This window comes from Pseudomonas sp. S4_EA_1b, from assembly GCF_016307435.1.
Classification (GTDB): Bacteria; Pseudomonadota; Gammaproteobacteria; order Pseudomonadales; family Pseudomonadaceae; genus Aquipseudomonas; species Aquipseudomonas rhodesiae.
In genome coordinates, this window is the sequence record NZ_JAEILC010000156.1 from 1 (window position 1) to 22,776 (window position 22,776).

The following is a 22,776-nucleotide window of genomic DNA, read 5'->3' on the forward strand; positions in this document are numbered from 1 at the left end:
TAACAGACAGCCCGTGTAGTGAGCAGGCTTGCCCTGCGCTGGACTCCGAAGCCGCCCCACAACCTGCCAACCGTTTCCGCCTGACCCTCCGCACCGCCTGCAGACACGACCGCTTCGCGGCCCAGCGCGGGGCAAGCCCGCTCACCACAGCAAGCCTCAACCCAGCAAGCCCCCTCCCACACTTAGCTCCAACTATCTGGTTACGCCCCTATGCCATTGCAAGCCGACAAGACGGCGTTACAAGGTGTAGGCAATACCAACCTGCACCGTACGCGGCGCGCCGGGGTACGCGTAGATATTGCCGAACGCACCCTCTTCGTACTCGCGGTTGAACAGGTTCTTCACGTCCAGGTTAAGACGGATCTTGTCGTTGACCTTGTAGTAGCTGAGCAGGTCGACGACGGTGTAGGCGCCCATGGAAAACGCGCTGTTGGCGGTCTGGCCCGCGCGTTCATCGACGTATTTACCGCCGGCGCCAAGGCCCAGGCCCTTTAGTGCGCCGTCTTGGAATTCGTAGACGTTGAGCAGGCTGAAGCTGTTACGCGGGATATTCAGCAAGCGCGTGCCACTGCGCAAGGTATTGTCCCGGGTGACTTCGGCGTCCACATAGGCATAGCCGCCGATCACGCGCCATTCGGGGGTGAGATTGCCGGCAACGTTAAGGTCGAAACCGCGACTGCGGACCTGGCCAGCGGCGACGCTGAAGGTGGAATCCACGGGATCGGTGGTGAGCACGTTCTTCTTCTCGATCTGGTAGATCGCCGCGTCAACGCTCAACTGACGGTCCAGGGCCTCCCACTTGATGCCCATTTCGTAGGACTTGCCTTTCTCCGGGGCGAAACCTCCGCCTTCACGGCTGGCACCGGTGTTGGGCTTGAACGAGCGTGCGGCGTCGGCGTAGACGGCGACGGTGTCTGTCAGGTCATAGATCACACCCAGCCGTGGAGTCACGGCGTTGTCCGCGGCCTGCCACGGTTTGACACCCGTCACATAACTTTCGTAGTCGTGCTCGAACCGCTCGAAACGCGCACCAGCCAGGACTTTCAAGCGTTCGGTCAGCGCCACCTGGTCCTGCACGAAAGCCGCGTAGGTCTTGAGGTTTTCTTTGTCGTGGGTCGGCGTGCGCGTCAGCGGCGGGCGTGTCTGACCGTAGACCGGATTGAAGATATCGATCGAGTAGGTGCCGGCGGCGGCGCTGGAGCGCTGGATGATCGACTGGTAATCGTAGTCCTCGTACTCGATGCCGGTCAGCAAGGTGTGATCGAGGCCGCCGGTGGAGAAGTGCCCGGTCAGATTGAGTTGGTAGTCCTTGTCGGTCCATTCCAGCTTGCGGTAGTTGAAGTTGCGTTGCAGCGTGCGGCCGTCGGCGCTCAGGCTACCGGGGCCGTTAGCCTCGATGGCATTCCCCTGCAACGTCCCATCCAACCACTGAAACCCACCCCCCAACGTCCAGCTGTCGTTGAGCATATGCTCGAAACGCAGTTGGGCCATGTTGTTGTCGTTGTGCAGCTTGCCCACGTCCTTGTCACCCCAGAACGTGTCGCGGGACGGCGTGCCGGCCTGGTTGGGGAAGCGCGTCAGGCCACGGTCCAGCGGATGGTTATTACGCATGAAATCGCCTTCGAAGATCACCTTGGTGTCATCGCTGGCCTGCCAGGTGAGGACCGGGGTGACGCCGTAGCGCTCGGTCGACACATGATCACGGAAAGTGTCGCCGCCCTCGCCCACCACGTTCAGGCGATAGGCCAGGCGGCCTTCTTCGTCCAGCGGGCCGGAGGCGTCCAGCGTGCCGCGCTGCATGCCCTGGTCGTTCAACTGGCTGCCTAGGGTCACCGTGCGTTCGGCCAGCGGTTGCTTGGACACGACATTGAAGGTGCCGCCCGGATCGCCACGGCCGTACAGCATGGTGGCCGGGCCGCGCAGCACTTCCAGGCGCTCGATGGTGTTGGCGTCCGGCATGTTCGGGTAGCCACGGTTGATCGGGAAGCCGTTACGGTAGAACTCGCCGGTGGTGAAGCCGCGCACGGTAAACGTGGTGAGGCCCTGCCCGCCGAAGTTGTTGGCGCGGCCTACGCCGCCGGCGTAGTCGAGAGCATCTTGCAGGCGCGTTGCGCCGAGGTCTTCGACCACGTCCTTGGACACCACGCTGATGGACTGCGGTGTTTCGTGGATGGCGGTGTCGGTGCGCGTCGCACTGGCCGAACGCGTGGCGTGGTAGCCCTTGACGGGACCTTGCGCCGTCTCGTAATCCCCTTCGCCAGTGACCGTGGTCGCTTGTAACTCAAGGCTGGCGGATGGCGTGGTGACCTCCTGCGCCCAGGTAAAAGGGGAAAACGCCTGAAGGACACACAGGGAAATCAGCGTACGACGCATGGGTGTTCAGCCTAGTGAATGAGCCAGATGGGACGGCAAACCTGCCAAGAATTCGCCGCGAATGGTATATCAAGTCATTCGTGTTTGATATCTGTTCTCATTCGTTATTTTTCGTGTATCCGCTGTGTATCAACTCAATGGCCAGACGTAAAAAAGCCACTCGATTGAGTGGCTTCCATTACCTCGCCAGGACCTTAGCGATAGCGCTCAAGCCAATGCGCATAAGGCGCCGGCAAGGTCCAGGCGGATTTCTCCACGCCTAATTCTTTGGCGGCGAAATACGCCCAATGGGGGTCGGCCAGGTGCGCGCGCCCCACCGACACCAAGTCCAGCTGACCGGCCTGCAACGCGCCTTCAGCCAGTTGCGGGGTGCCGAAGCCCCACGCGGAGGTCACCGGTATGCCGGCTTCCCGCCGCACACGTTCGGCAATCGGCCCCATGAAAGCCGGGCCCCACGGGATGTTGGCGTCCGGAATGGTGAAACCGACGCTGACGCTCAGCAAGTCCAGGCCGCCGGCCTTGAAACGACGCGCCAGTTCGATGGATTCGGTGAGGGTCTGCTCGTCACGGCCGTCGTACTCGATCACGCCAAAACGCGCGGTCAGCGGCAGGTTTTCCGGCCAGACTTCACGCACAGCGGCCAGGGTTTCCAGGAGGAAGCGGCTACGATTGTCGAAGCTGCCGCCGTAGGCGTCGGTGCGCTGGTTGGAATGTTCCGAGAAGAAACTCTGGCCCAGGTAGCCGTGGGCGAAGTGCAGTTCGATCCACTCGAAACCGGCGTCGCGGGCACGGCGCGCGGCATCGACGAAGTCCTGTTTGACCCGGGCAATGTCCTCCAGGGTCATGGCGCGCGGCACGTTGGGCAGGTTGGCACCGAACGCAATCGCAGACGGCGCGATGGTTTCCCAACTGCGGGCGTCGGAAGCAGGGATATGGTCATCGCCTTCCCACGGGCGATTGGCGCTGGCCTTACGTCCGGCGTGGGCGATCTGGATGCCTGGCACCGAACCTGCGGCCTTGATGGCTTTGACCATGGGCACAAAAGCTTCGGCGTGGGCATCGCTCCAGATGCCGGCACAGCCTGGGGTGATACGGCCTTCCGGGGCCACTGCGGTGGCTTCCACCACCAAAAGTCCTGCACCGCCGCGCGCCATGCCTGCCAGGTGAACATGGTGCCAATCGTTGACGATGCCGTCTTCGGCCATGTATTGGCACATTGGCGGAATAGCGATGCGATTGCGCAGGGTGACGTCTTTAAGGGTGAAGGGTTCGAATAGAGCGGACATCGTAAACTCCAAGAGCAGGTGACTGATTCGATAGTTCGATGGTAATCGAACAATAGTATTCAGCGATACCCCCCTGTTATGATTCGTTTCATGCGAGCCTTCAAACACCCTCCCCTGCAAGACCTCACACTCGAACGCGTGCTCTACGCCCTGAGTGATCCGGTGCGCCTGGAGATCGTCCGATGCCTGGCCGGCGTGCCAGAAGCCACCTGCGGCGAACTGGATGGCGGGCGGCCCAAGTCGAGCATGTCCCACCACTTCCGCGTGCTGCGCGACGCCGGCCTGGTGAATACCCGCAGCGTGGGCACCACCCATATGAACTCGTTACGCAGGGATGAGCTTGAAAGCCGCTTTCCTGGTTTGCTCGCGTCCATTCTTGCCCAGCAATAAGCCGCTTCACTCCAGCAGTGACACCAAGCGAGCGTCGATAGTGCCGTCGTCTATTTCAAGCAGCGCCAGCGTCACCGGTAACTTGAAACGCCGGCGCCCCGCGCTGCCTGGGTTTACATACAGGATTTCACCGCGCCACTGGATCAACGGTTTATGCGAATGCCCGGTGATCACCAGGCGCGTGTGAGGCGTGAGCAATGCCGGGACATCGGCGACGTCATGCACCAGCAAAGTTGGGCAGCCGTTGAGCGTAATGTGCAGATGATCAGGCACCTGGCATGCCCATGGCGCATCCTGATCATTGTTGCCACGCACCACATGCAGCGGCGCGATGCCGGCCAGTTGCTCGATAATGTCGGCACTGCCAATGTCGCCCGCATGGACGACCTGCTCACAACCTTGCAGGGCCGCCACAGCTTCGGGCCGAAGAAGGCCGTGGGTATCGGAAATTACGCCGATCTTCATAGGGGCTCACTCTCGAAGGTTTGACTCAGCATACATAGGTATCTACACAACTCTTAGAGGCTGACAAGTGAGCAGGCGTGCCACACATTCAGCCAGGCCGCGATCTCAAACCTGCTGCCATCGCTACCAAAATTGTTGCGCCCGGCGGCTTAAACGCTTCAGGTTGCGGCGAACCTAACGGGCTCGCCGGCGTCCGAGCTAAGGCACTGTTGCTTACCGTTCGCCGCGAGGTTGTCATTTGAAAGCCGCCATCATCAAAAAGTACCGCCTGGTCATCAAGACCATGGGCTACGTCGGCTGGTCGTTGTTCTGGCTGTTGCTGTGGGACGTCGCCGTGACGGTGGACTTCATGCTGTTTCTCACAGCCAAGATCAACCTGCCGCTGATGCCCCTGACCCTGCTGGGCTCGGCACTCGTGGTGTTGATCAGTTTTCGCAACAGCAGCGCCTATAACCGCTGGTGGGAGGCCCGCACGTTGTGGGGCGCGATGGTCAACAATTCGCGCAGCTTTGCGCGCCAGGTGCTGACCCTGCTGGACGACCCGGGCAGTGAGGTCAACCCGATCAAATCCACGCTGTTGCGCCGGCATGTGGCCTATGTGAACTGCCTGGCCGCGCACCTGCGGGGCCAGCCGTGCCCCGATGAAGTGCGCGCGTTCATCCCTGCCGATGAGTTTGCGCGCAACGGTGCGACCAATAATTTCGCCAATGACATCCTTACCGGTTCGGCGGCGTTACTGGCCCGCGAATACAAGGCCGGGCATCTGGACAGCATTCGCCTGGCGCGGCTGGAATCGACCCTGGTGGACCTGTCCAACGCCCAGGGCGGCATGGAGCGTATCGCCAACACGCCGCTGCCCTACCCCTACGTGTATTTCCCGCGTCTGTTTATCACCCTGTTCTGCCTGATCGTACCGGTGGGTCTGGTGGAATCCCTGGGCTGGTTCACCCCGCTGGCCTCCACGGTGGTGGGCTTTATGCTGCTGGCTATCGAACGCATCGGCACCGACCTGCAAAGCCCGTTCCGCTCCAGCGAACACCAAATCCAGATGGAAGCCATCTGCGAAACCATCGAGAAAAACCTGCAATCGATGCGCCGCGACACCCTGGCCGACAATTTGATCGGCTGAACCCACCTACGCGCCCTAAAGTGCGTGCCCTCTCGGTCGATAAAGAGGGTACGTACGCAAGGACCCACCCTTCATAACAACCCCTGCGACGCTCAGCACTACTGTTTGCCTTGCCAAAACTATAAATACCCGCGGGTGAAAGTCATGAATATCAAGCAGAAGCTGACCTGGGCGTTCGCGGCTATCGCGTGCGTGCCGGTCATCCTGGTAGCGGTACTGGTAGTGTTGAATCTGCGCGAGGGGGCTCAGGCCAATTTCCTCGACAGCAGCGGACGGGAAATCCGCCAGATCGACAATGGCATGAAGCAGTTCTTCGACGGCATCAGCCAGAACGTCGAGTACGTGGCCAAGGACCCGCGCGTGGTCGCGGCCAAAGATCTCAAGAGCTATGCCAGTGCCGACGCTGCGCAAATCCCGCTGACCCCAACCAATAAAGAGCTGCTGGCGATCTTCGATCAATTCGCCAAGAGCCATCCCACCACGGCCTACCTGTCCCTCGGCCTCGCCGACGGTGGCTACGCCAGCTGGCCCGACGACGCCAAGCTGACCAACTACGACCCGCGCGTACGCCCCTGGTACAAGGCGGCGGTTGCCGCGCCTGGCACCACGGTGCGCACTGGCGCGTACTACTGGGCGCCGGACGACGTGGTGCTGATCGGCACCGTGCATACCGTGGCCGATACCAGCGGCAATGTGCTGGGCGTGGTCGGCCTGGACGTGTCGCTCAAGCAACTGACCGAACTGGTCAAGAACATCAAGCTCGGTGACAGCGGTTACCTGATGCTGGTGGAAGGCAACGGCAACGTGCTGGTGGACCCCAGCGATGCCAAGCACAACTTCAAGCCTCTGGCCGACTTGGGCCCCAACTACGCCGAATTGGCCAAACGCGGCGACGGCGTGACCCAGATCGACATCGACGGCGTGGCCTATATGGCCAACGTGGTCAGTTCCAAAGACCTGGGCTGGCGCTTTATCGGCCTGATCAAGCGCGACGAAGTGATGGCCGGCGCCACCAGCCTGACCTGGTTGATCGCCGCCATCGCCGCAGCCCTGGCGGTGGTGTTCGCCATTGTCGGTGCCAGCTTTGCCAGCGTCATCGTGCGGCCGATTCGCGGCGTGGCCGACGGCCTGCAGGAAATCGCCGAAGGTGAAGGCGACCTTACCCGTCAACTCAAGGTGCAGGGCAAAGACGAAACTGCCACCCTGGCCGGCTGGTTCAACCAGTTCCTGGGCATGATCGCGCAACTGGTGCAGCGCATCGGTAACGCATCCTCCGATCTGCAGAGCGCCGCCGCCGACACCAGCGAAGTGGCCAACAATATGAACCAGGCCGCCGGGCGCCAGCGCGAAGCAGTGGAACTGGTGAGCACCGCGTTCAACGAGATGGTGGCCACCGCCAATGAAGTCGCACGCTCTTGCAGCGCCGCCGCTTCCAGCGCCGACGAAGGCTACCGCGACGTGCATGACGGCCAGCAACATATCGGCGAAGCCACCGGCAGCGTGTTGCGGCTCAGTGAAGACTTGCAGAAGTCGACCCAGACCATGCAGCAGTTGGAGCAGGACAGTAAAAACATCAACACCATCCTGGATACCATCCGCTCGATTGCCGAACAGACCAACCTGCTGGCGCTCAACGCCGCCATCGAAGCCGCCCGGGCCGGCGATCAGGGCCGAGGTTTTGCCGTGGTCGCCGACGAAGTCCGCGCCCTCGCCCGCCGCACCGCCGACTCCACCGGCGAGATCGACAGCCTGCTGGGCAACCTCGCCCGCCGCACCCAGGAAGTCACGCAGCAGATGCAAGGCAGCCTGTTGGTGTCCCATACCAGCGTGGAACGCATCCAGCAGGCCCGCGACAGCTTCGACAAGATCCGCGGCTCGGTGGACTCGATCCGCGACCAGAACACCCAGATCGCCACCGCCGCCGAAGAGCAGCACCAAGTCGCCGAAGAGATCAACCGCCACATCGCGCAGATCCATGCCGATGCGCAACTGGTCGAAGGCTTCGCACACTCGGCACAGACCGGCTCGGGCCGTTTGACCGATATTTCCGCTCAGCTCAAAGGCTTGGTGGGTCGCTTCAAGTTCTAGCCAAAGCACCGAAGGCGATCAATAAAGCCGCTTGTTTCTGACGGAACAAGCGGCTTTTTCATGCCCGAGCCCTCGCCATGGCCATTAAATTCAACTGCCAAGCAAAAATGTACTAACTAGTTACTTGTCTTGCTAACATTGCGCCTCTGCCCTCTCTCACTCGAGTCCTTTCGACATGAAACGAGCATCGCGCGCCGCTGGCGTCTCTAGATTCTTCCTGCTGGGCCTGGGCGTGATCATCGCCCTGCTCGGCCTTGCGCTGGCCGTCGGCGGCGCCAAACTGGTCAGCCTCGGTGGCTCTCGGTATTTCCTGCTGGGCGGTGTGGCCATGGCGGTAGCCGGCCTGTTGATTGCCCGTCGCAAACCGGCCGGCGCGTGGCTGTTCGCCGCGTTTCTGATCGGCACTGCCGTGTGGGCGGTGGCAGAGGTGGGGCTGGTGTTCTGGCCGCTGTTTTCGCGATTGTTCATGTTCGCAGTGATCGGCCTGGTGGTGGCGCTGGCGTATCCGCTGCTGGCCAGCAAGCCGGCACGCGGCGCGTATGGTGTCGCGGCGGTATTGGCGGTAGGCGTGGCGGTGGCGGCGGGCAATATGTTTGTCGCGCACCCGAGCGTGGCGCCAACGGGTGCGGGCCCGGGTGTCACGCCGGTGGTGCCGGCCGAGGCGCAGAAAGACTGGGCGCACTACGGCAACACTGAGGGCGGCAGCCGCTTTGCCGCCCTGGATCAGATCAACCGCGACAACATCGACAAGCTCAAAGTGGCCTGGACCTATCGCACAGGCGATGTGGCCATCAGCGACGGCAACGGTGCCGAAGACCAACTGACACCCCTGCAGATCGGCAACAAGGTGTTTATCTGCACGCCCCACAACAACCTGATCGCCCTGGACGCCGACACCGGCAAAGAGCTGTGGAAAAACCAGATCAACGCGCAGTCGGCAGTCTGGCAACGATGCCGGGGCCTGGCTTATTTCGACGCCAGCGCGCCCATCGCCCAGCCGACCCAACCCAACAGCTCGCCGATCATCGCCGCCAGCGTTCCAGCCGGTGCGCAGTGCCAGCGCCGTTTGCTGACCAACACCATCGATGCGCGCCTGATTGCCGTGGATGCCGACACCGGCCAGTTCTGCGAAGGCTTCGGCACCCATGGCCAGGTGGACCTCAAAGCCGGCCTCGGCAATGTGCCGGACAGTTACTACCAACTGTCCTCCGCCCCGCTGATCGCCGGGACCACCGTAGTGGTCGGTGGCCGCGTCGCCGATAACGTGCAGACCGATATGCCCGGCGGCGTGATCCGTGGTTTCGACGTAATCAGTGGGCACATGCGCTGGGCCTTCGACCCGGGCAACCCCGACGACAAACAAGCGCCGGCCGCTGGCAGCACTTATGTGCGCAGCACGCCCAACAGTTGGGCGCCGATGTCCTACGACCCGCAGATGAACACGGTCTTTCTGCCGATGGGCAGTTCGTCCACCGACATCTATGGCGTGGAGCGCACCGCGCTCAACCATAAATACGGCGCGTCCGTGCTGGCGCTGGACGCCTCCACCGGGGCCGAAAAGTGGGTGTACCAAACCGTCCACAACGACCTGTGGGACTTCGACCTGCCGATGCAGCCGAGCCTGATCGACTTCACCCCGCCGGGCAGCGACAAGGCCGTGCCTGCCGTGGTCATCGGCACCAAGGCCGGGCAAATCTACGTGCTCGACCGCGCCACCGGTAAGCCGCTGACCGAGGTCAAGGACGTGCCGGTCAAGGCCGCCAATATCCTCAACGAACCCTATTCGCCAACCCAGCCCAAATCCGTGGGCATGCCGCAGATCGGCGCGCAAACCCTGAGGGAATCGGACATGTGGGGCGCCACCCCATATGACCAGTTGCTGTGCCGCATCGACTTCAAGGGCATGCGCTACGACGGCCTGTACACCGCGCCGGGCACGGATAAATCCCTGAGCTTTCCCGGTTCCCTGGGCGGCATGAACTGGGGCAGTCTTTCCACCGACCCGGTGCATGGTTTTATCTTCGTCAACGACATGCGCCTGGGCCTGTGGATCCAGATGATCCCGTCGCAGAACAAGGCCCAGGCCGCGTCCGGTGGCGAAGCGCTGAACACCGGCATGGGCGCAGTACCGCTCAAGGGCACGCCGTATGCGGTGAACAAAAACCGCTTCCTGTCGGTGGCCGGTATCCCCTGCCAGGCGCCGCCGTTCGGCACCCTGACCGCCATTGATATGAAAACGCAGAAAATCGCCTGGCAAGTGCCGGTGGGCACCGTGGAAGACACCGGTCCGCTGGGCATCCGTATGCACCTGCCGATCAAGATCGGCCTGCCGACGCTCGGCGGCACGCTGTCGACCCAGGGCGGCCTGATCTTTATCGCCGGCACCCAGGACTTCTACCTGCGCGCCTTCAACAGCGGCAACGGCGAAGAAATTTGGAAAGCCCGCCTGCCCGTCGGCAGCCAGGGCGGCCCGATGACCTACGTGTCGCCGAAAACCGGCAAGCAATACGTCGTGGTGACTGCCGGCGGCGCGCGCCAGTCCACCGACCGGGGCGACTATGTGATCGCCTACGCCTTGCCATAACGCCTGCGTGCGCTCCGGCACTGCTTGAACATGTGGGAGGGGGCTTGCCCCCTCCCACATTTTGAGCCGGTTTTTTCAGTTAATACTGAGTAGAGCGACTGGCATTAGGGCAAGCTCCCCTCCCACACAGGTTCAGCAGCGTATGTCAGGCCCTAATCAGGCACGGGCAACGCACACTCCTCGCCTCGCTGGTACTCCCGCGGCGTACAACCAAATTCACGGCGAAAAACGGTGTGCAGATACTGCGCCGATGTGAAGCCGCATTGCGCCGCCACGTCGGCAATCGCCCGTTCGTGGCTTGCCAGGCCTTTGGCGGCGGCGGCGAGTTTGAAGCGCAAGATCTCGTCATGCACGCTGCACCCGCGCTCCTTGCGAAAGTGCGACTCCAGGGAGGAACGCGACACGCCGACATAGGCCGCCACTTGTGCAGTCTTGATGCCCTGGCAGGCGTATTGGCGGATAAACAGCAGCGCCTGCATCACGTACGGATTGCCCAGAGGCTGATGCAAGCTGGAGGCCTGCACGTTGATTGCCTCCGGAGGCACCAGAATCTGCGTACCGGCGCAAGGTTTGCCGTGCAGCATCTGATGAAGAAGCGCGGCGGCAGTGCGGCCCATGGTTTCCGTGCCCTGGATTACCGAACTCAGCGGCACCCGCGTGAGGGTGCGGGTCAGCGGGTCGTTGTCGATGCCGATCAGCGCCACTTCTTCCGGCACCGCAATACCGGCGGTGAGGCAGGCTTGCAGCAGTTGCCGAGCGCGGGCGTCGGTGACGGCGATGATGCCGATGGGCTTGGGCAGGCTCTGTAACCAAGCAATCTGCTGTTCCACCGCGCTGTCCCACAATGGCGCGCTGGTGCCCAGGCCGCGATACACCTCGACGTTCAGGCCATCGCGTTGCATCAAGCGGCGAAAGGCTTTTTCCCGCTCCTGGGCCCAGCGATTGGCCTGGGCCGGTGGCAGGCTGAAACAGGCAAAGCGGGTCAAGCCGGCCTCGATCAGGTGCTCGTAGGCCAGCTTCATCAACCCATGGTTGTCGGTGGCCACGTAGGGAATACCCTTGGGATAGGCGCTTGCATCCTCATAAGAACCGCCCACCGCCACCACCGGCAACTTGCTGTGGGCCAGGGCCTCGCCGATCAGCGGGTCATCGAAGTCAGCGATGATGCCGTCGCCTTGCCAGCGCTCGATGCCTTTGAGCCGGCACAGAAAGTCTTCCTCCAGGAACAAATCCCAGGATGCGCGGGTGCTGCTCAGGTAATTACCGATGCCGGCGATGATGCCACGATCGTAGATTTTGCTGCCGTTGAATAGCAAGGCAATGCGGTGCACGGGCGGTAGGGTTTTCATTGTTGTTGTCCTCAGGCCAGTCGCCACAGGGTAGCCCCCGCCACTCAAAATCGCACCATCGCTTGGTGATTTTCATAATTAGCGAGCCAGGTGCCGTTGCTAGTATCCAGACACCGCCCAGAACAATAAGGAACACGCCATGACGTACTTCCCCGGTGTCGAGAAGGTTCGCTTCGAAGGCCCCGACAGCGCTACCCCCCTCGCCTTTCGCCACTACGACGCCAACAAACTGATCCTCGGCAAACCGATGCGCGAGCACCTGCGCATGGCGGCTTGTTATTGGCATACGTTTGTCTGGCCCGGTGCGGACATGTTCGGCGTCGGCACCTTCAAGCGCCAGTGGCAGCGCAGCGGCGACCCGATGGAAGTGGCCATGGGCAAGGCCGAGGCCGCGTTTGAGTTCTTCTCCAAGCTGGGCATCGATTACTACAGTTTCCACGACACCGACGTAGCCCCCGAGGGCAGTTCGCTCAAGGAGTACCGCGAACACTTTGCGCAGATGGTCGATCAGTTGGAACGCCATCAGGAACAGTCCGGCATCAAGCTGCTGTGGGGCACCGCCAATTGCTTCAGCCACCCGCGCTTCGCGGCCGGCGCGGCCACCAACCCTGACCCGGAAGTATTCGCCTGCGCCGCCGCCCAGGTGTTCAGCGCGATGAACGCCACCCTGCGGCTCAAGGGCGCCAACTATGTGCTGTGGGGCGGTCGCGAAGGATATGAAAGCTTGCTCAACACCGACCTCAAGCGCGAGCGCGAACAACTCGGGCGCTTTATGCGCATGGTGGTGGAGCACAAGCACAAGATCGGCTTCAAGGGCGACCTGCTGATCGAGCCCAAGCCCCAGGAGCCGACTAAGCATCAATACGATTACGACAGCGCCACGGTGTTCGGCTTCCTGCACGAATACGGCCTGGAGCATGAGATCAAGGTCAATATCGAAGCCAACCATGCGACCCTGGCCGGGCACAGTTTCCACCATGAAATCGCCACCGCCGTGTCCCTCGGCATCTTCGGCAGCATCGACGCCAACCGTGGCGACCCGCAGAACGGCTGGGACACCGACCAGTTCCCCAACAGCGTCGAGGAAATGACCCTGGCCACCTATGAAATCCTCAAGGCTGGCGGCTTCAAGAACGGCGGTTATAACTTTGACTCCAAGGTACGCCGCCAAAGCCTCGACGAAATCGACCTGTTCCACGGCCATGTCGGCGCCATGGATGTACTGGCCCTGGCGCTGGAACGTGCGGCGGCCATGGTGCAGAACGATCGGTTGCAGCAGTTCAAGGACCAACGCTACGCAGGCTGGCAACAGCCGTTGGGCCAAGCCGTGCTGGCCGGTGAGTTCAGCCTGGAATCCCTGGCCGAACATGCGTTTGCCCACGGGCTGAACCCGCAGGCCGTGAGTGGTCGGCAAGAGATGCTGGAGGGGGTGGTCAACCGGTTTATTTATCGGTGACAGAGTGGTGAGCGGGCTTATTGTGGTGAGCGGGCTTGCCCCGCGTTGGGGCGCGAAGCGGCCCGATTCCAGGCGATGTGTTTTTAGCTGATACACCGAGGTGGGTTTGGGGCTGCTTCGCAGCCCAACGCGGGGCAAGCCCGCTCACCACAGTAAGCTACTCACAAGCGCATTCACCACAAAAGTCCTGTTCACCACAAAAGTGTCCTGTTCACCACAGAATCCCGGCTTACCACAACACGCCGGTTAGCCACACCTATCACACCTATAGTGTTCGCCTAAAGTCTTCACCCAGTGTCTTTCCAACAACAATAAAAGGACGCACCACCATGAAGTCATTCAAACGTACCCTGCTCGCCACCGCCCTGGCCCTGCTCGCCCTGCCGGTGATGGCCGACCCGGCCCATCCGAAAATTGGCTTTTCCATCGATGACCTGCGCCTGGAGCGCTGGTCCCGCGACCGCGATTATTTCGTGGCAGCAGCGGAAAAACTCGATGCCAAAGTCTTTGTGCAGTCCGCCGATGCCAACGAGCAAAAGCAGATTTCCCAGATCGAGAACCTGATTTCCCGTGGCGTCGATGTGATCGTGATCGTGCCGTTCAACGCCACGGTGCTGACCAACGCGGTCGCCGAAGCCAAGAAGGCCGGGATCAAGGTGGTGTCCTATGACCGTCTGATCCTCAACGCCGACATCGACGCCTACATTTCCTTCGATAACGAAAAAGTCGGCGAGATGCAGGCCAGCGGCGTGCTGCAGGCGGCGCCCAAGGGTAATTACTTCCTGCTCGGCGGCGCGCCTACCGATAACAACGCCAAGGTGCTGCGCGAAGGCCAGATGAAGGTGTTGCAACCGGCCATCGACAAGGGCGATATCAAGGTGGTCGGCCAGCAATGGGTCAAGGAATGGAACCCCACCGAAGCTCTGAGCATCGTCGAAAACGCCCTAACCCGGAACAACAACAAAATCGACGCGATTGTCGCCTCCAACGACGCCACCGCCGGCGGTGCGATCCAGGCCCTGGCCGCGCAGAAGCTGGCGGGCAAGGTGCCGATCTCCGGCCAGGACGCCGACCTCGCCGCCGTCAAACGCGTGATCGACGGCACCCAGACCATGACCGTGTACAAGCCCCTCAAGCTGATCGCCACCGAAGCGGCCAAGCTCTCGGTGCAACTGGCGCGTAACGAGAAGCCCACCTACAGCTCGCAATACGACAACGGCAGCAAGAAGGTCGACACCATCCTGCTCACGCCCACTCCACTGACCAAGGCCAATATCGACCTGCTGGAGAAGGACGGTTTCTACACCAAAGAGCAGATCGGCGGGCAATGACCGCCATGGCTGCCGACTACCTGCTGCAAATGAACGGCATCGTCAAAACCTTTGGCGGTGTCCACGCGCTGAACGGTATCGACATCAAGGTGCGGCCGGGGGAATGTGTCGGCCTGTGCGGCGAGAACGGTGCCGGTAAATCTACCTTGATGAAGGTGCTGTCGGCGGTCTATCCCCACGGCACCTGGGAGGGGGAAATCCTCTGGGATGGGCAGCCGCTCAAGGCGCAGTCCATCAGCGAAACCGAGGCCGCCGGCATTGTGATCATCCACCAGGAGTTGACCCTGGTGCCCGATCTGTCAGTGGCCGAAAACATCTTTATGGGGCACGAGCTGACCTTGCCGGGTGGACGCATGAACTACCCGGCGATGCTGCACCGCGCCGAAGCCTTGATGCGTGAACTCAAAGTGCCGGACATCAACGTGGCGCTACCGGTGTCGCAGTACGGCGGCGGTTACCAGCAACTGGTGGAAATCGCCAAGGCCCTGAACAAACAGGCGCGCCTGTTGATTCTCGACGAGCCCTCCTCGGCCCTGACCCGCTCGGAAATCGAGGTGCTACTGGACATCATCCGCGACCTCAAGGCCAAGGGGGTGGCCTGCGTCTATATCTCCCACAAACTCGATGAAGTGGCGGCGGTGTGCGACACCATCACGGTGATCCGCGACGGCAAGCACATCGCAACCACGGCCATGGCCGATATGGACATCCCGCGCATCATCACCCAGATGGTCGGCCGCGAGATGAGCAACCTCTACCCCACCGAGCCCCATGACGTCGGCGAGGTGATGTTCGAGGCGCGCCACGTGACCTGCTACGACCTGGACAACCCCAAGCGCAAACGCGTCGACGATATTTCCTTTGCGCTCAAGCGCGGGGAAATCCTCGGTATTGCCGGGCTGGTGGGCGCCGGGCGTACCGAACTGGTATCAGCCCTGTTCGGTGCCTACCCCGGCCGCTACAGCGCCGAAGTGTGGCTGGACGGCGAGCTGATCGATACGCGCACGCCGCTCAAATCGATCCGCGCCGGGTTGTGCATGGTGCCCGAAGATCGCAAGCGCCAAGGCATCATCCCCGACCTCGGCGTGGGCCAGAACATCACCTTGGCGGTGCTCGACACCTACGCGCACCTGACCCGCATCGACGCCGAGGCTGAGCTGGGCAGTATCGACCGGCAAATCACGCGCATGCACCTCAAGACCGCCAGCCCGTTTTTGCCGATCACCAGCCTGTCCGGCGGCAATCAGCAAAAAGCCGTGCTGGCGAAAATGCTGATGACCCAGCCCAAAGTGCTGATCCTCGACGAGCCCACGCGCGGGGTGGACGTGGGCGCCAAGTATGAAATCTACAAGCTGATGGGGGCGCTGGCCGCCGAAGGCGTGGCGATCATCATGGTGTCCTCGGAACTGGCCGAAGTGCTGGGGGTGTCCGACCGCGTGCTGGTAATCGGCGACGGTCAGTTGCGCGGCGACTTCATCAACCAGGGGCTCACCCAGGAACAGGTCCTCGCCGCCGCGCTCAGCCAAAACAATAACAATCGGAAAACCGCGTAGATGAATCAGGTCAAACAGCTGTTCACCCGCTACAAAATGCTCGCCCTGGTGATTGCCGTGGCGGTGATCTGGCTGTTTTTCAGCTGGCAGACCGAGGGCGGCTTCCTCACGCCGCGTAACCTGTCCAACCTGCTGCGGCAGATGTCCATCACCGGCATCCTGGCCTGCGGCATGGTGCTGGTGATTATCAGCGGCGAGATCGACTTGTCGGTGGGTTCATTGTTGGGCTTGCTGGGTGGGCTGGCGGCGATCCTGGACGTGGTCTACCACATTCCGCTGCTGGCCAATGTGAGCCTGGTGGCGCTGTGCGGCCTGATGATCGGCCTGGCCAACGGCTATATGACGGCCTACCTGCGCATCCCGTCGTTTATCGTCGGCTTGGGCGGCATGCTGGCGTTTCGCGGGGTTCTGCTGGGGATCACCGGCGGCACCACCATCGCGCCAGTGTCACCATCGCTGGTGTACGTGGGCCAGGGCTATCTGCCGCATACCGTGGGGGTTGGGCTGGGGCTTTTGCTGTTTGCCCTCACACTCTTCTTGACCTGGAAACAACGACGCAACCGCGCACTGCATGGGCTGGCCGCGCACTCATTGATGCGCGACGTGCTGCGGGTGGTGGTGATCGGCGCAGTGCTGGCCGGGTTCGTTACCACCCTCAACAGCTACGACGGCATTCCCGTGCCGGTGTTGCTGTTACTGGTGCTGCTCGGCGTGTTCAGCTACGTCACCAGCCAGACCGTATTCGGCCGCCGCGTGTATGCGGTGGGCAGCAACATGGAAGCCACGCGGCTGTCGGGCATCAACGTGCAGGCGGTCAAATTGTGGATCTTCGGCATCATGGGCGTCATGTGCGCCTTCGCCGGCCTGGTCAACACCGCACGTTTGGCGGCGGGCTCACCGTCGGCGGGCAATATGGGCGAATTGGACGCCATCGCCGCCTGCTTTATCGGCGGCACATCAATGCGCGGCGGCTCCGGCACGGTATATGGCGCATTGCTGGGGGCGCTGGTGATTACCAGCCTGGACAACGGCATGTCGATGCTGGACGTGGACAGTTACTGGCAGATGATTGTGAAGGGCAGCATTTTGGTGTTGGCGGTGTGGGTGGATGTGAGTACGCGGGCGGGTCGGCGTTAAAGCCATTCTCACCAGCAACACATAACGCCTGTGGGAGGGGGCTTGCCCCCGATAGCAGTGGGTCAGCCAAATTATTGTTAGCTGATCCGCAGCAATCGGGGGGCAAGCCCCCTCCCACATTTACCCTCCCAACTATGTTATTTGGAAACCGGCATCGCAAACTCAGCACCCTGTTCGATGCTCTCCGACCAGCGCTGCATAATCGACTTCTGCTTGGTGTAGAAGCGCACGCCTTCAGTGCCGTAAGCATGCATGTCGCCGAACAGGCTTTTCTTCCAACCACCAAAGCCGTGCCAGGCCATCGGCACCGGGATCGGGACGTTGATGCCGACCATGCCCACTTCGATGCGTCGTGCAAATTCGCGGGCGATGTGGCCGTCGCGGGTGAAGCAGCTGACGCCGTTGCCGAACTCGTGGTCGTTAACCAGTTTTACCGCTTCGGCGAAGTCATTCACGCGCACGCAGGCCAGTACCGGGCCGAAGATTTCTTCGCGGTAGATGCTCATCTCTTTGGTCACGTGGTCGAACAGTGTCGCGCCGAGCCAGAAGCCGTTTTCCAGGCCCGGTTCGTTGGGCACGTAGTCGCGGCCGTCCAGCAGCAGTTGTGCGCCGGCTTGCACGCCTTGTTCGATGTAGCCGCTGATGCGTTCCAGGGCTGCGCGGGAGACGATGGGGCCCATTTCGGCTTTAAGGTCGCGGCCGTCGGTAATGCGCAGGTGCTTGGCGCGTTCGGTCAGGGCGGCGATAACTTTGTCACCCACATCGCCCACCAGCACCGCCACGGAAATCGCCATGCAGCGTTCGCCGGCACTGCCGTAAGCGGCGCCCATCAAGGCGTCGACGGTTTTTTCGATGTCGGCGTCGGGCATTACCACCATGTGGTTTTTCGCGCCGCCCAGGCCCTGCACGCGCTTACCGTGCCGCGCGCCGGTTTCGTAGATGTACTGCGCAATCGGTGTAGAGCCGACGAAGCTCACGGCCTTGACGTCCGGGTGTTCGATCAGTGCATCCACCGCTTCCTTGTCGCCTTGCACCACGTTGAACACGCCCTTGGGCAGGCCGGCTTCACGCAGAAGCTCGGCCATGAACAACGACGCACTCGGGTCGGTGGGGCTGGGTTTGAGGATGAAGGTGTTACCCGCTGCAATGGCGATGGGGTACATCCACATAGGCACCATCACCGGGAAGTTGAACGGCGTAACGCCCGCCACCACGCCCAGGGGTTGGCGCATAGTCCAGTTGTCCATGCCCCGGGAAACCTGGTCGGAATGCTCGCCCTTGAGCAGGTTGGGAATGCCGCAGGCGAATTCGAGGATATCGATGCCACGGTCGACTTCGCCCTGGGCGTCGGTGAACACCTTGCCATGTTCGGCGACGATGATCCGCGCCAGGTCGTCTTTGCGTTCACGCAGCAGGTGCAGGTACTGGAACAGTACGCGGGCGCGGCGGATCGGCGGGGTGTCGGCCCAGCCGGCGAAAGCGGCCTGGGCGGCAGCGACGGCTTCGGACACAGTCTGGTGGCTGGCCAGCGCAACGCGGGCGGTTTTCTCGCCGGTGGCCGGGTTGTAGACATCCTGGTAGCGATCATCGCGGGAAACGCGCTGGTCGTTGATGTAGTGCTCAATGGTGTGGGTCATGGCAGTCGATCCAGGTGGTTAGCGTTGGTACACACCTTAGGCTTTCGCTTTGTTCCCAACCAGAGCAGAATCCAGAACTTATTGTCCTTATAGGCGAACAATACAGCCATGGAAAAATCCGAGATCGAAGGATTGTGGACCCACATACACTGGCTTTCCGTGCTGGAAGAACACGGCACCTACACCGCCGCCGCCGCGCGTCTGGGGGTAAGTAAGTCGGCCGTAAGCCAACGTATTTCCGACCTGGAAAAAGCCACCGGTACCCGCCTGGTGACGCGCACCACCCGCAGTGTGCGGCTGACCGATGCAGGGCATTCATTGACCCGTGACGTGCGCAGTGCCTACGAACAGATTGCCCGCAGCTTTTCGTCGGTGCGCGACGCCGCAGGAGAGATCCGCGGCCTGGTGCGCCTCACCGCGCCAGTGGCATTTGCCCGCCAGCAATTGGTGCCGCACCTGTCAGGGTTCCTGCAACAGTACCCGCAGGTGCGTATCCAACTGGACGTGTCCGATGCCCTCAGTTCACTCGCCGCCGAAGGCTATGACCTGGCGGTACGTCATGGTTTTCAGGTGCCGGAAACCCATGTGGCCTGGAAGCTGTGCGACACCGGCTCGGTGCTGGTGGCCACTCAGGATTACCTTCAACGCCACGGCGAACCGCGCGAGCCCGGCGAGCTGTCGGCGCACAACTGCCTGTTCTACCCGCGCGGCGCCGACCAACCGGCCTGGACCTTCGAACGCAACCACAAAACCGTCGAACGCATCACCGTGCCCATCGCTGGCAGCTTCGCCACCAACAACAGCGAAGCCTTGCGCGATGCGGCCCTGCACCACCTGGGCATCGCCCTGCTCCCGGACTTCAGCGCCCACGCCGCGCTGGCCAGCGGCAAACTGGTACAGGTGCTCAAGGGCTGGACGCTCAAGGGCGCGTTTGCCGATGAAATCTATTTGATCCGCCCGTACTCACCCCATGTGCCCAAGTCGGTAAGTGCGTTGGTGGGGTATCTGAAAGACAGGCTATCCGGTGGGTTTGCATTCAAAGGGTAAAACTTATCCGTTGCCAGAAAGAACTAAAAGTCCATAATGGACAAATTAGTTTACGCCGGAGACACCCATGCTCACTCCTCCTTTTGTGATCGACCAGACCCAGGCCCGCGAACACCTGGCCCGCCTCGACGTACCGCAGATCCTGCGCGCGCTGTTTCGCGATCTGGCGGCCGGGCACGCGGTGCAGCCAGCGCAGCAGCTTGTGCAGTTCCCCCACGGCGCCGGTGATTTCATCAACTACCTCGGTGTGTTGGCCAATGAGGGTGTGTATGGGGTCAAGACTTCGCCCTACATCGTGCGCGAACAAGGGCCGCTGGTAACGGCGTGGACGCTGCTGATGTCGATGCACACCGGCCAGCCGTTGTTGTTGTGCGACGCCGCCGAACTGACCACCGCGCGCACCGCCGCCGCCACGGCGTTGGCGGTGGACGCACTGGCCGCACCGCAGGCCCAACGCTTGGCGATTATCGGCAGCGGCAAAGTCGCCCAGGCCCACGTGCAGTATGTGAAGAACCTGCGGGACTGGCAGAGCATCCGTCTGTTTTCGCCCAGCGCGGTCACGGCCAATCACGACGCCCTCCACTGCCTGGACCCGCGCCTGAGCATCGCCGCCAGCTGCGAGGCCGCCGTGGACGACGCCGATGTGATCCTGCTGTGTACCTCCTCGGCGGGCCCCGTGCTCGACCCGACACGCCTGAGCAAACCGGCGCTGATCACCTCCATCAGCACCAATGCCCCGCGCGCCCATGAAGTGCCGCCCCACAGCCTCACGGGCATGCAGGTGTTCTGCGACTATCGCCAGACCTCCCCCGCCGCAGCCGGCGAAATGCTGATCGCCGCCGAACAGCACGGCTGGCACCCGCGCATGGTGCTTGGCGACCTATCCGAGCTGCTCAGTGACCTGGTGCCGCGCCCGACCTATGATCGCCACGTCTTCTTCCGTTCCATCGGCCTGGGCCTGGAAGACATCGCCCTGGCCAATGCCCTCTGGAGACAGCTATGAACCACGCGGACTACCTCATCATCGGCGGTGGCATTGCCGGCGCCTCCACGGGTTTCTGGTTATCGCCCCACGGCAAGGTGATCGTGCTGGAACGTGAAAGCCACCCGGCCTATCACTCCACCGGGCGTTCGGCGGCGCTCTATACCGCCGCCTATGGCACCCCGCAAGTGCGCGCGCTGACCCTGGCCAGCCGCGACTTTTTCGACCATCCGCCTGCCGGTTTCTGTGAACACCCGCTGCTCACGCCACGGGGCGAAATGACCGTGGACTTCAGCGGCGACCCGGCCGAATTGAACGCGCAATATCTGAGCGCCAAGGCCACTGTGGAACAGGTCGTGCAACTGAGCGTCGATGAAGCCTGTGAGATGTTACCGATCCTGCGGCGGGAAAAAGTCCACGGCGCGATCTACGACCCCACCGCCAGCGACATCGACACCGACGCCCTGCACCAAGGCTATCTGCGCGGTATCCGGCGCAATGGCGGCGAAGTGCGCACCGACAGCGAGGTGCTGGGCTTGAGTCGCGACAGTGCCGGGCTCTGGCAGGTCAGCACCCAGGACGCCACCTTCACCGCGCCAATCATCATCAACGCCGCCGGCGCCTGGGCCGACCATATCGGCGGACTGGCCGGCGCCGCGTCCATCGGCCTGCAACCCAAGCGCCGCTCGGCATTTATCTTCGCCGGCCCCGAAGGCGTGGACAGCCATGCCTGGCCGATGCTCGTAGCGCTGGACGAAGCCTTCTACATGAAGCCCGACGCTGGCATGTTCCTCGGCTCGCCGGCCAATGCCGACCCGGTGCAGGCACAGGATGTGCAGCCCGAAGAGTTGGATATCGCCATGGGCATCTACCAGATCGAAGAAGCCACCACCCTGAGCATCCGCCGCCCCACTCGCACCTGGGCCGGGCTGCGCAGTTTTGTGCACGATGGCGATCTGCTCAGCGGCTTCGATCCCCAGGTGCCGGGGCTGTACTGGGTCGCGGCGCAAGGCGGTTATGGGATTCAGACTTCACCGGCCATGGGCCAGGCCAGCGCGGCACTGGTGCGCGGAGTACCGCTGCCCCAGGCACTGACCCGCTTCGGTCTGGACGCTGATATGCTTTCCCCCGCCCGCCTGGAGCCCCATTGATGAACACCGCCGAACACGACAAAGCCCTGCAGAATTTCCGCGCGATTGCCGATGCGATCGCCACGCTGTTTTTCCCCCACGCCGAAGTAGTGCTGCATGACCTGCGCACACAAACCGTCGATTACATCGCCAACAACCTGTCTAAACGCGCCATCGGCGATGACTCGGCGCTGGAGGACATGCTCAGCGAGGAAATCAGCGAAGTGAATATCGGCCCGTACGAAAAGCTCAACTGGGACGGTCAGAAAATTCGCAGCCTGAGCACTGTCCTGCGCGACGCTCAGGATCGTCCGTTGGCGGTGCTGTGCATCAACTTGAATATCTCCCTGTTCGAAAACGCCAAGGCTGCGCTGGACCTGTTCCTGTCACCGAGCAAACTGATCCCGCAGCCGGACGCCCTGTTTCGCGATGACTGGCAGGAGCGCATCAACACCTTCCTCCACGCTTGGCTGCGCGAACGTCAACTGAGCCTGAACCTGCTGACCCGCGACCACAAACGCGAACTGGTACTGGCCCTGCACGCCGAAGGCGCGTTCAAGGGCAAGAGCGCCTCGAACTACGTGGCCAATGTGCTGGGCATGGGGCGGGCGACGGTCTACAAGCACTTGAAGGAGCTCAAGGGCTGATCGAATGAGGTAACGGGCCTGATTGCAGTGGTGACTGACTTTATCGGGGGCAAGCCCCCTCCCACACTTGGAGCACCAGGCACCAGCCATACCCTGTGGAACAGGGAATTGCCTGTAGGAGGAGGCCTGCCCTCTCCCACACTTGGAGCACCGGACATCAGTCATACCCTGTGAAAGGGGAATTGCCTGTGG

General features: G+C 62.1%; 17 protein-coding genes and 1 pseudogene. 13 read left to right on the top strand and 5 right to left on the bottom strand.

Going from position 1 to position 22,776, the window contains the following annotated elements; all coding sequences use genetic code 11:
• Positions 1 to 237: 237 nt before the first annotated feature.
• Positions 238 to 2,373, bottom strand: coding sequence for a TonB-dependent siderophore receptor (locus YA0848_RS33630; protein WP_169903964.1), 2,136 nt, complete (start codon positions 2,371 to 2,373; stop codon positions 238 to 240).
• A 194-nt stretch (positions 2,374 to 2,567) separates the two neighbouring features.
• The gene (locus tag YA0848_RS33635) at positions 2,568 to 3,659 is read right to left on the bottom strand and encodes an NADH:flavin oxidoreductase/NADH oxidase (RefSeq protein WP_034097355.1); all 1,092 of its coding nucleotides are present in this window, start codon (positions 3,657 to 3,659) and stop codon (positions 2,568 to 2,570) included.
• A gap of 90 nt (positions 3,660 to 3,749) precedes the next feature.
• Here YA0848_RS33635 and YA0848_RS33640 point away from each other — a divergent pair, with 90 nt between their 5' ends.
• Positions 3,750 to 4,049 carry an ArsR/SmtB family transcription factor gene (locus YA0848_RS33640; protein WP_047882561.1) on the top strand — a complete coding sequence of 100 codons (300 nt, stop codon included), beginning with the start codon at positions 3,750 to 3,752 and terminating at the stop codon, positions 4,047 to 4,049.
• A gap of 6 nt (positions 4,050 to 4,055) precedes the next feature.
• Here YA0848_RS33640 and YA0848_RS33645 read toward each other — a convergent pair whose 3' ends face one another.
• Positions 4,056 to 4,514 carry a metallophosphoesterase family protein gene (locus YA0848_RS33645; protein ID WP_169903965.1) on the bottom strand — a complete coding sequence of 153 codons (459 nt, stop codon included), beginning with the start codon at positions 4,512 to 4,514 and terminating at the stop codon, positions 4,056 to 4,058.
• A gap of 238 nt (positions 4,515 to 4,752) precedes the next feature.
• On the opposite strand from YA0848_RS33645, the gene YA0848_RS33650 reads away from it, so the two are divergent.
• From YA0848_RS33650 to YA0848_RS33660, 4 genes and pseudogenes are all read left to right on the top strand, one after another.
• Positions 4,753 to 5,643, top strand: coding sequence for a bestrophin family protein (locus YA0848_RS33650; RefSeq protein ID WP_034097352.1), 891 nt, complete (start codon positions 4,753 to 4,755; stop codon positions 5,641 to 5,643).
• Between the two features lie 144 nt (positions 5,644 to 5,787).
• Positions 5,788 to 6,870 (top strand): annotated as a pseudogene (locus YA0848_RS36855) (HAMP domain-containing protein); the annotation flags it as partial.
• A gap of 93 nt (positions 6,871 to 6,963) precedes the next feature.
• A complete protein-coding gene (locus tag YA0848_RS36860; protein ID WP_371264003.1) occupies positions 6,964 to 7,731 on the top strand; it encodes a methyl-accepting chemotaxis protein in 768 nt (255 codons plus the stop codon).
• Between the two features lie 175 nt (positions 7,732 to 7,906).
• On the top strand, positions 7,907 to 10,315 hold the full coding sequence (locus YA0848_RS33660; protein ID WP_198712578.1) for a glucose/quinate/shikimate family membrane-bound PQQ-dependent dehydrogenase: 2,409 nt from the start codon (positions 7,907 to 7,909) through the stop codon (positions 10,313 to 10,315).
• 152 nt (positions 10,316 to 10,467) lie between these two features.
• Here YA0848_RS33660 and YA0848_RS33665 read toward each other — a convergent pair whose 3' ends face one another.
• Positions 10,468 to 11,664 (bottom strand): XylR family transcriptional regulator, encoded by a 1,197-nt coding sequence (locus YA0848_RS33665; protein ID WP_034112981.1) that lies wholly within the window; start codon positions 11,662 to 11,664, stop codon positions 10,468 to 10,470.
• Between the two features lie 139 nt (positions 11,665 to 11,803).
• Here YA0848_RS33665 and xylA point away from each other — a divergent pair, with 139 nt between their 5' ends.
• The 4 genes from xylA (at position 11,804) to YA0848_RS33685 (ending at position 17,141) form a co-directional block, all read left to right on the top strand.
• A complete protein-coding gene (gene xylA / locus YA0848_RS33670) occupies positions 11,804 to 13,120 on the top strand; it encodes a xylose isomerase (protein WP_169903907.1) in 1,317 nt (438 codons plus the stop codon).
• Positions 13,121 to 13,449: 329 nt separating this feature from the next.
• Entirely contained in the window at positions 13,450 to 14,451 is a 1,002-nt protein-coding gene (gene xylF / locus YA0848_RS33675; RefSeq protein WP_034097344.1) for a D-xylose ABC transporter substrate-binding protein, read from the top strand.
• Positions 14,448 to 16,004, top strand: a complete 1,557-nt coding sequence (gene xylG, locus YA0848_RS33680; RefSeq protein ID WP_169903908.1) for a D-xylose ABC transporter ATP-binding protein — start codon at positions 14,448 to 14,450, stop codon at positions 16,002 to 16,004. Before xylF ends, xylG begins: the two co-directional genes overlap by 4 nt.
• Positions 16,005 to 17,141, top strand: a complete 1,137-nt coding sequence (locus YA0848_RS33685; protein ID WP_099312885.1) for a sugar ABC transporter permease — start codon at positions 16,005 to 16,007, stop codon at positions 17,139 to 17,141.
• A gap of 137 nt (positions 17,142 to 17,278) precedes the next feature.
• On the opposite strand, the gene YA0848_RS33690 is transcribed toward YA0848_RS33685, so the two are convergent.
• Entirely contained in the window at positions 17,279 to 18,778 is a 1,500-nt protein-coding gene (locus YA0848_RS33690) for a CoA-acylating methylmalonate-semialdehyde dehydrogenase (protein ID WP_034097329.1), read from the bottom strand.
• 108 nt (positions 18,779 to 18,886) lie between these two features.
• Between YA0848_RS33690 and YA0848_RS33695 the strand changes: the two genes are divergently transcribed.
• The 4 genes from YA0848_RS33695 (at position 18,887) to YA0848_RS33710 (ending at position 22,584) form a co-directional block, all read left to right on the top strand.
• The gene (locus YA0848_RS33695) at positions 18,887 to 19,825 is read left to right on the top strand and encodes a LysR family transcriptional regulator (RefSeq protein ID WP_034097327.1); all 939 of its coding nucleotides are present in this window, start codon (positions 18,887 to 18,889) and stop codon (positions 19,823 to 19,825) included.
• A gap of 67 nt (positions 19,826 to 19,892) precedes the next feature.
• The gene (locus YA0848_RS33700) at positions 19,893 to 20,828 is read left to right on the top strand and encodes an ornithine cyclodeaminase family protein (protein WP_169903909.1); all 936 of its coding nucleotides are present in this window, start codon (positions 19,893 to 19,895) and stop codon (positions 20,826 to 20,828) included.
• The gene (locus tag YA0848_RS33705) at positions 20,825 to 21,958 is read left to right on the top strand and encodes an NAD(P)/FAD-dependent oxidoreductase (RefSeq protein ID WP_169903910.1); all 1,134 of its coding nucleotides are present in this window, start codon (positions 20,825 to 20,827) and stop codon (positions 21,956 to 21,958) included. The genes YA0848_RS33700 and YA0848_RS33705 overlap by 4 nt, the downstream gene beginning before the upstream one ends.
• On the top strand, positions 21,958 to 22,584 hold the full coding sequence (locus tag YA0848_RS33710) for a helix-turn-helix transcriptional regulator (RefSeq protein ID WP_034137788.1): 627 nt from the start codon (positions 21,958 to 21,960) through the stop codon (positions 22,582 to 22,584). Before YA0848_RS33705 ends, YA0848_RS33710 begins: the two co-directional genes overlap by 1 nt.
• Positions 22,585 to 22,776 lie beyond the last annotated feature (192 nt).

Coding starts and splice junctions, on each gene's coding strand:
- YA0848_RS33630 (WP_169903964.1), bottom strand. CDS start 2,373: ATGCGTCGTACGCTGATTTCCCTGTGTGTCCTTCAGGCGTTTTCCCCT.
- YA0848_RS33635 (WP_034097355.1), bottom strand. CDS start 3,659: ATGTCCGCTCTATTCGAACCCTTCACCCTTAAAGACGTCACCCTGCGC.
- YA0848_RS33640 (WP_047882561.1), top strand. CDS start 3,750: ATGCGAGCCTTCAAACACCCTCCCCTGCAAGACCTCACACTCGAACGC.
- YA0848_RS33645 (WP_169903965.1), bottom strand. CDS start 4,514: ATGAAGATCGGCGTAATTTCCGATACCCACGGCCTTCTTCGGCCCGAA.
- YA0848_RS36860 (WP_371264003.1), top strand. CDS start 6,964: ATGAACCAGGCCGCCGGGCGCCAGCGCGAAGCAGTGGAACTGGTGAGC.
- YA0848_RS33660 (WP_198712578.1), top strand. CDS start 7,907: ATGAAACGAGCATCGCGCGCCGCTGGCGTCTCTAGATTCTTCCTGCTG.
- YA0848_RS33665 (WP_034112981.1), bottom strand. CDS start 11,664: ATGAAAACCCTACCGCCCGTGCACCGCATTGCCTTGCTATTCAACGGC.
- xylA (WP_169903907.1), top strand. CDS start 11,804: ATGACGTACTTCCCCGGTGTCGAGAAGGTTCGCTTCGAAGGCCCCGAC.
- xylF (WP_034097344.1), top strand. CDS start 13,450: ATGAAGTCATTCAAACGTACCCTGCTCGCCACCGCCCTGGCCCTGCTC.
- xylG (WP_169903908.1), top strand. CDS start 14,448: ATGACCGCCATGGCTGCCGACTACCTGCTGCAAATGAACGGCATCGTC.
- YA0848_RS33685 (WP_099312885.1), top strand. CDS start 16,005: ATGAATCAGGTCAAACAGCTGTTCACCCGCTACAAAATGCTCGCCCTG.
- YA0848_RS33690 (WP_034097329.1), bottom strand. CDS start 18,778: ATGACCCACACCATTGAGCACTACATCAACGACCAGCGCGTTTCCCGC.
- YA0848_RS33695 (WP_034097327.1), top strand. CDS start 18,887: ATGGAAAAATCCGAGATCGAAGGATTGTGGACCCACATACACTGGCTT.
- YA0848_RS33700 (WP_169903909.1), top strand. CDS start 19,893: ATGCTCACTCCTCCTTTTGTGATCGACCAGACCCAGGCCCGCGAACAC.
- YA0848_RS33705 (WP_169903910.1), top strand. CDS start 20,825: ATGAACCACGCGGACTACCTCATCATCGGCGGTGGCATTGCCGGCGCC.
- YA0848_RS33710 (WP_034137788.1), top strand. CDS start 21,958: ATGAACACCGCCGAACACGACAAAGCCCTGCAGAATTTCCGCGCGATT.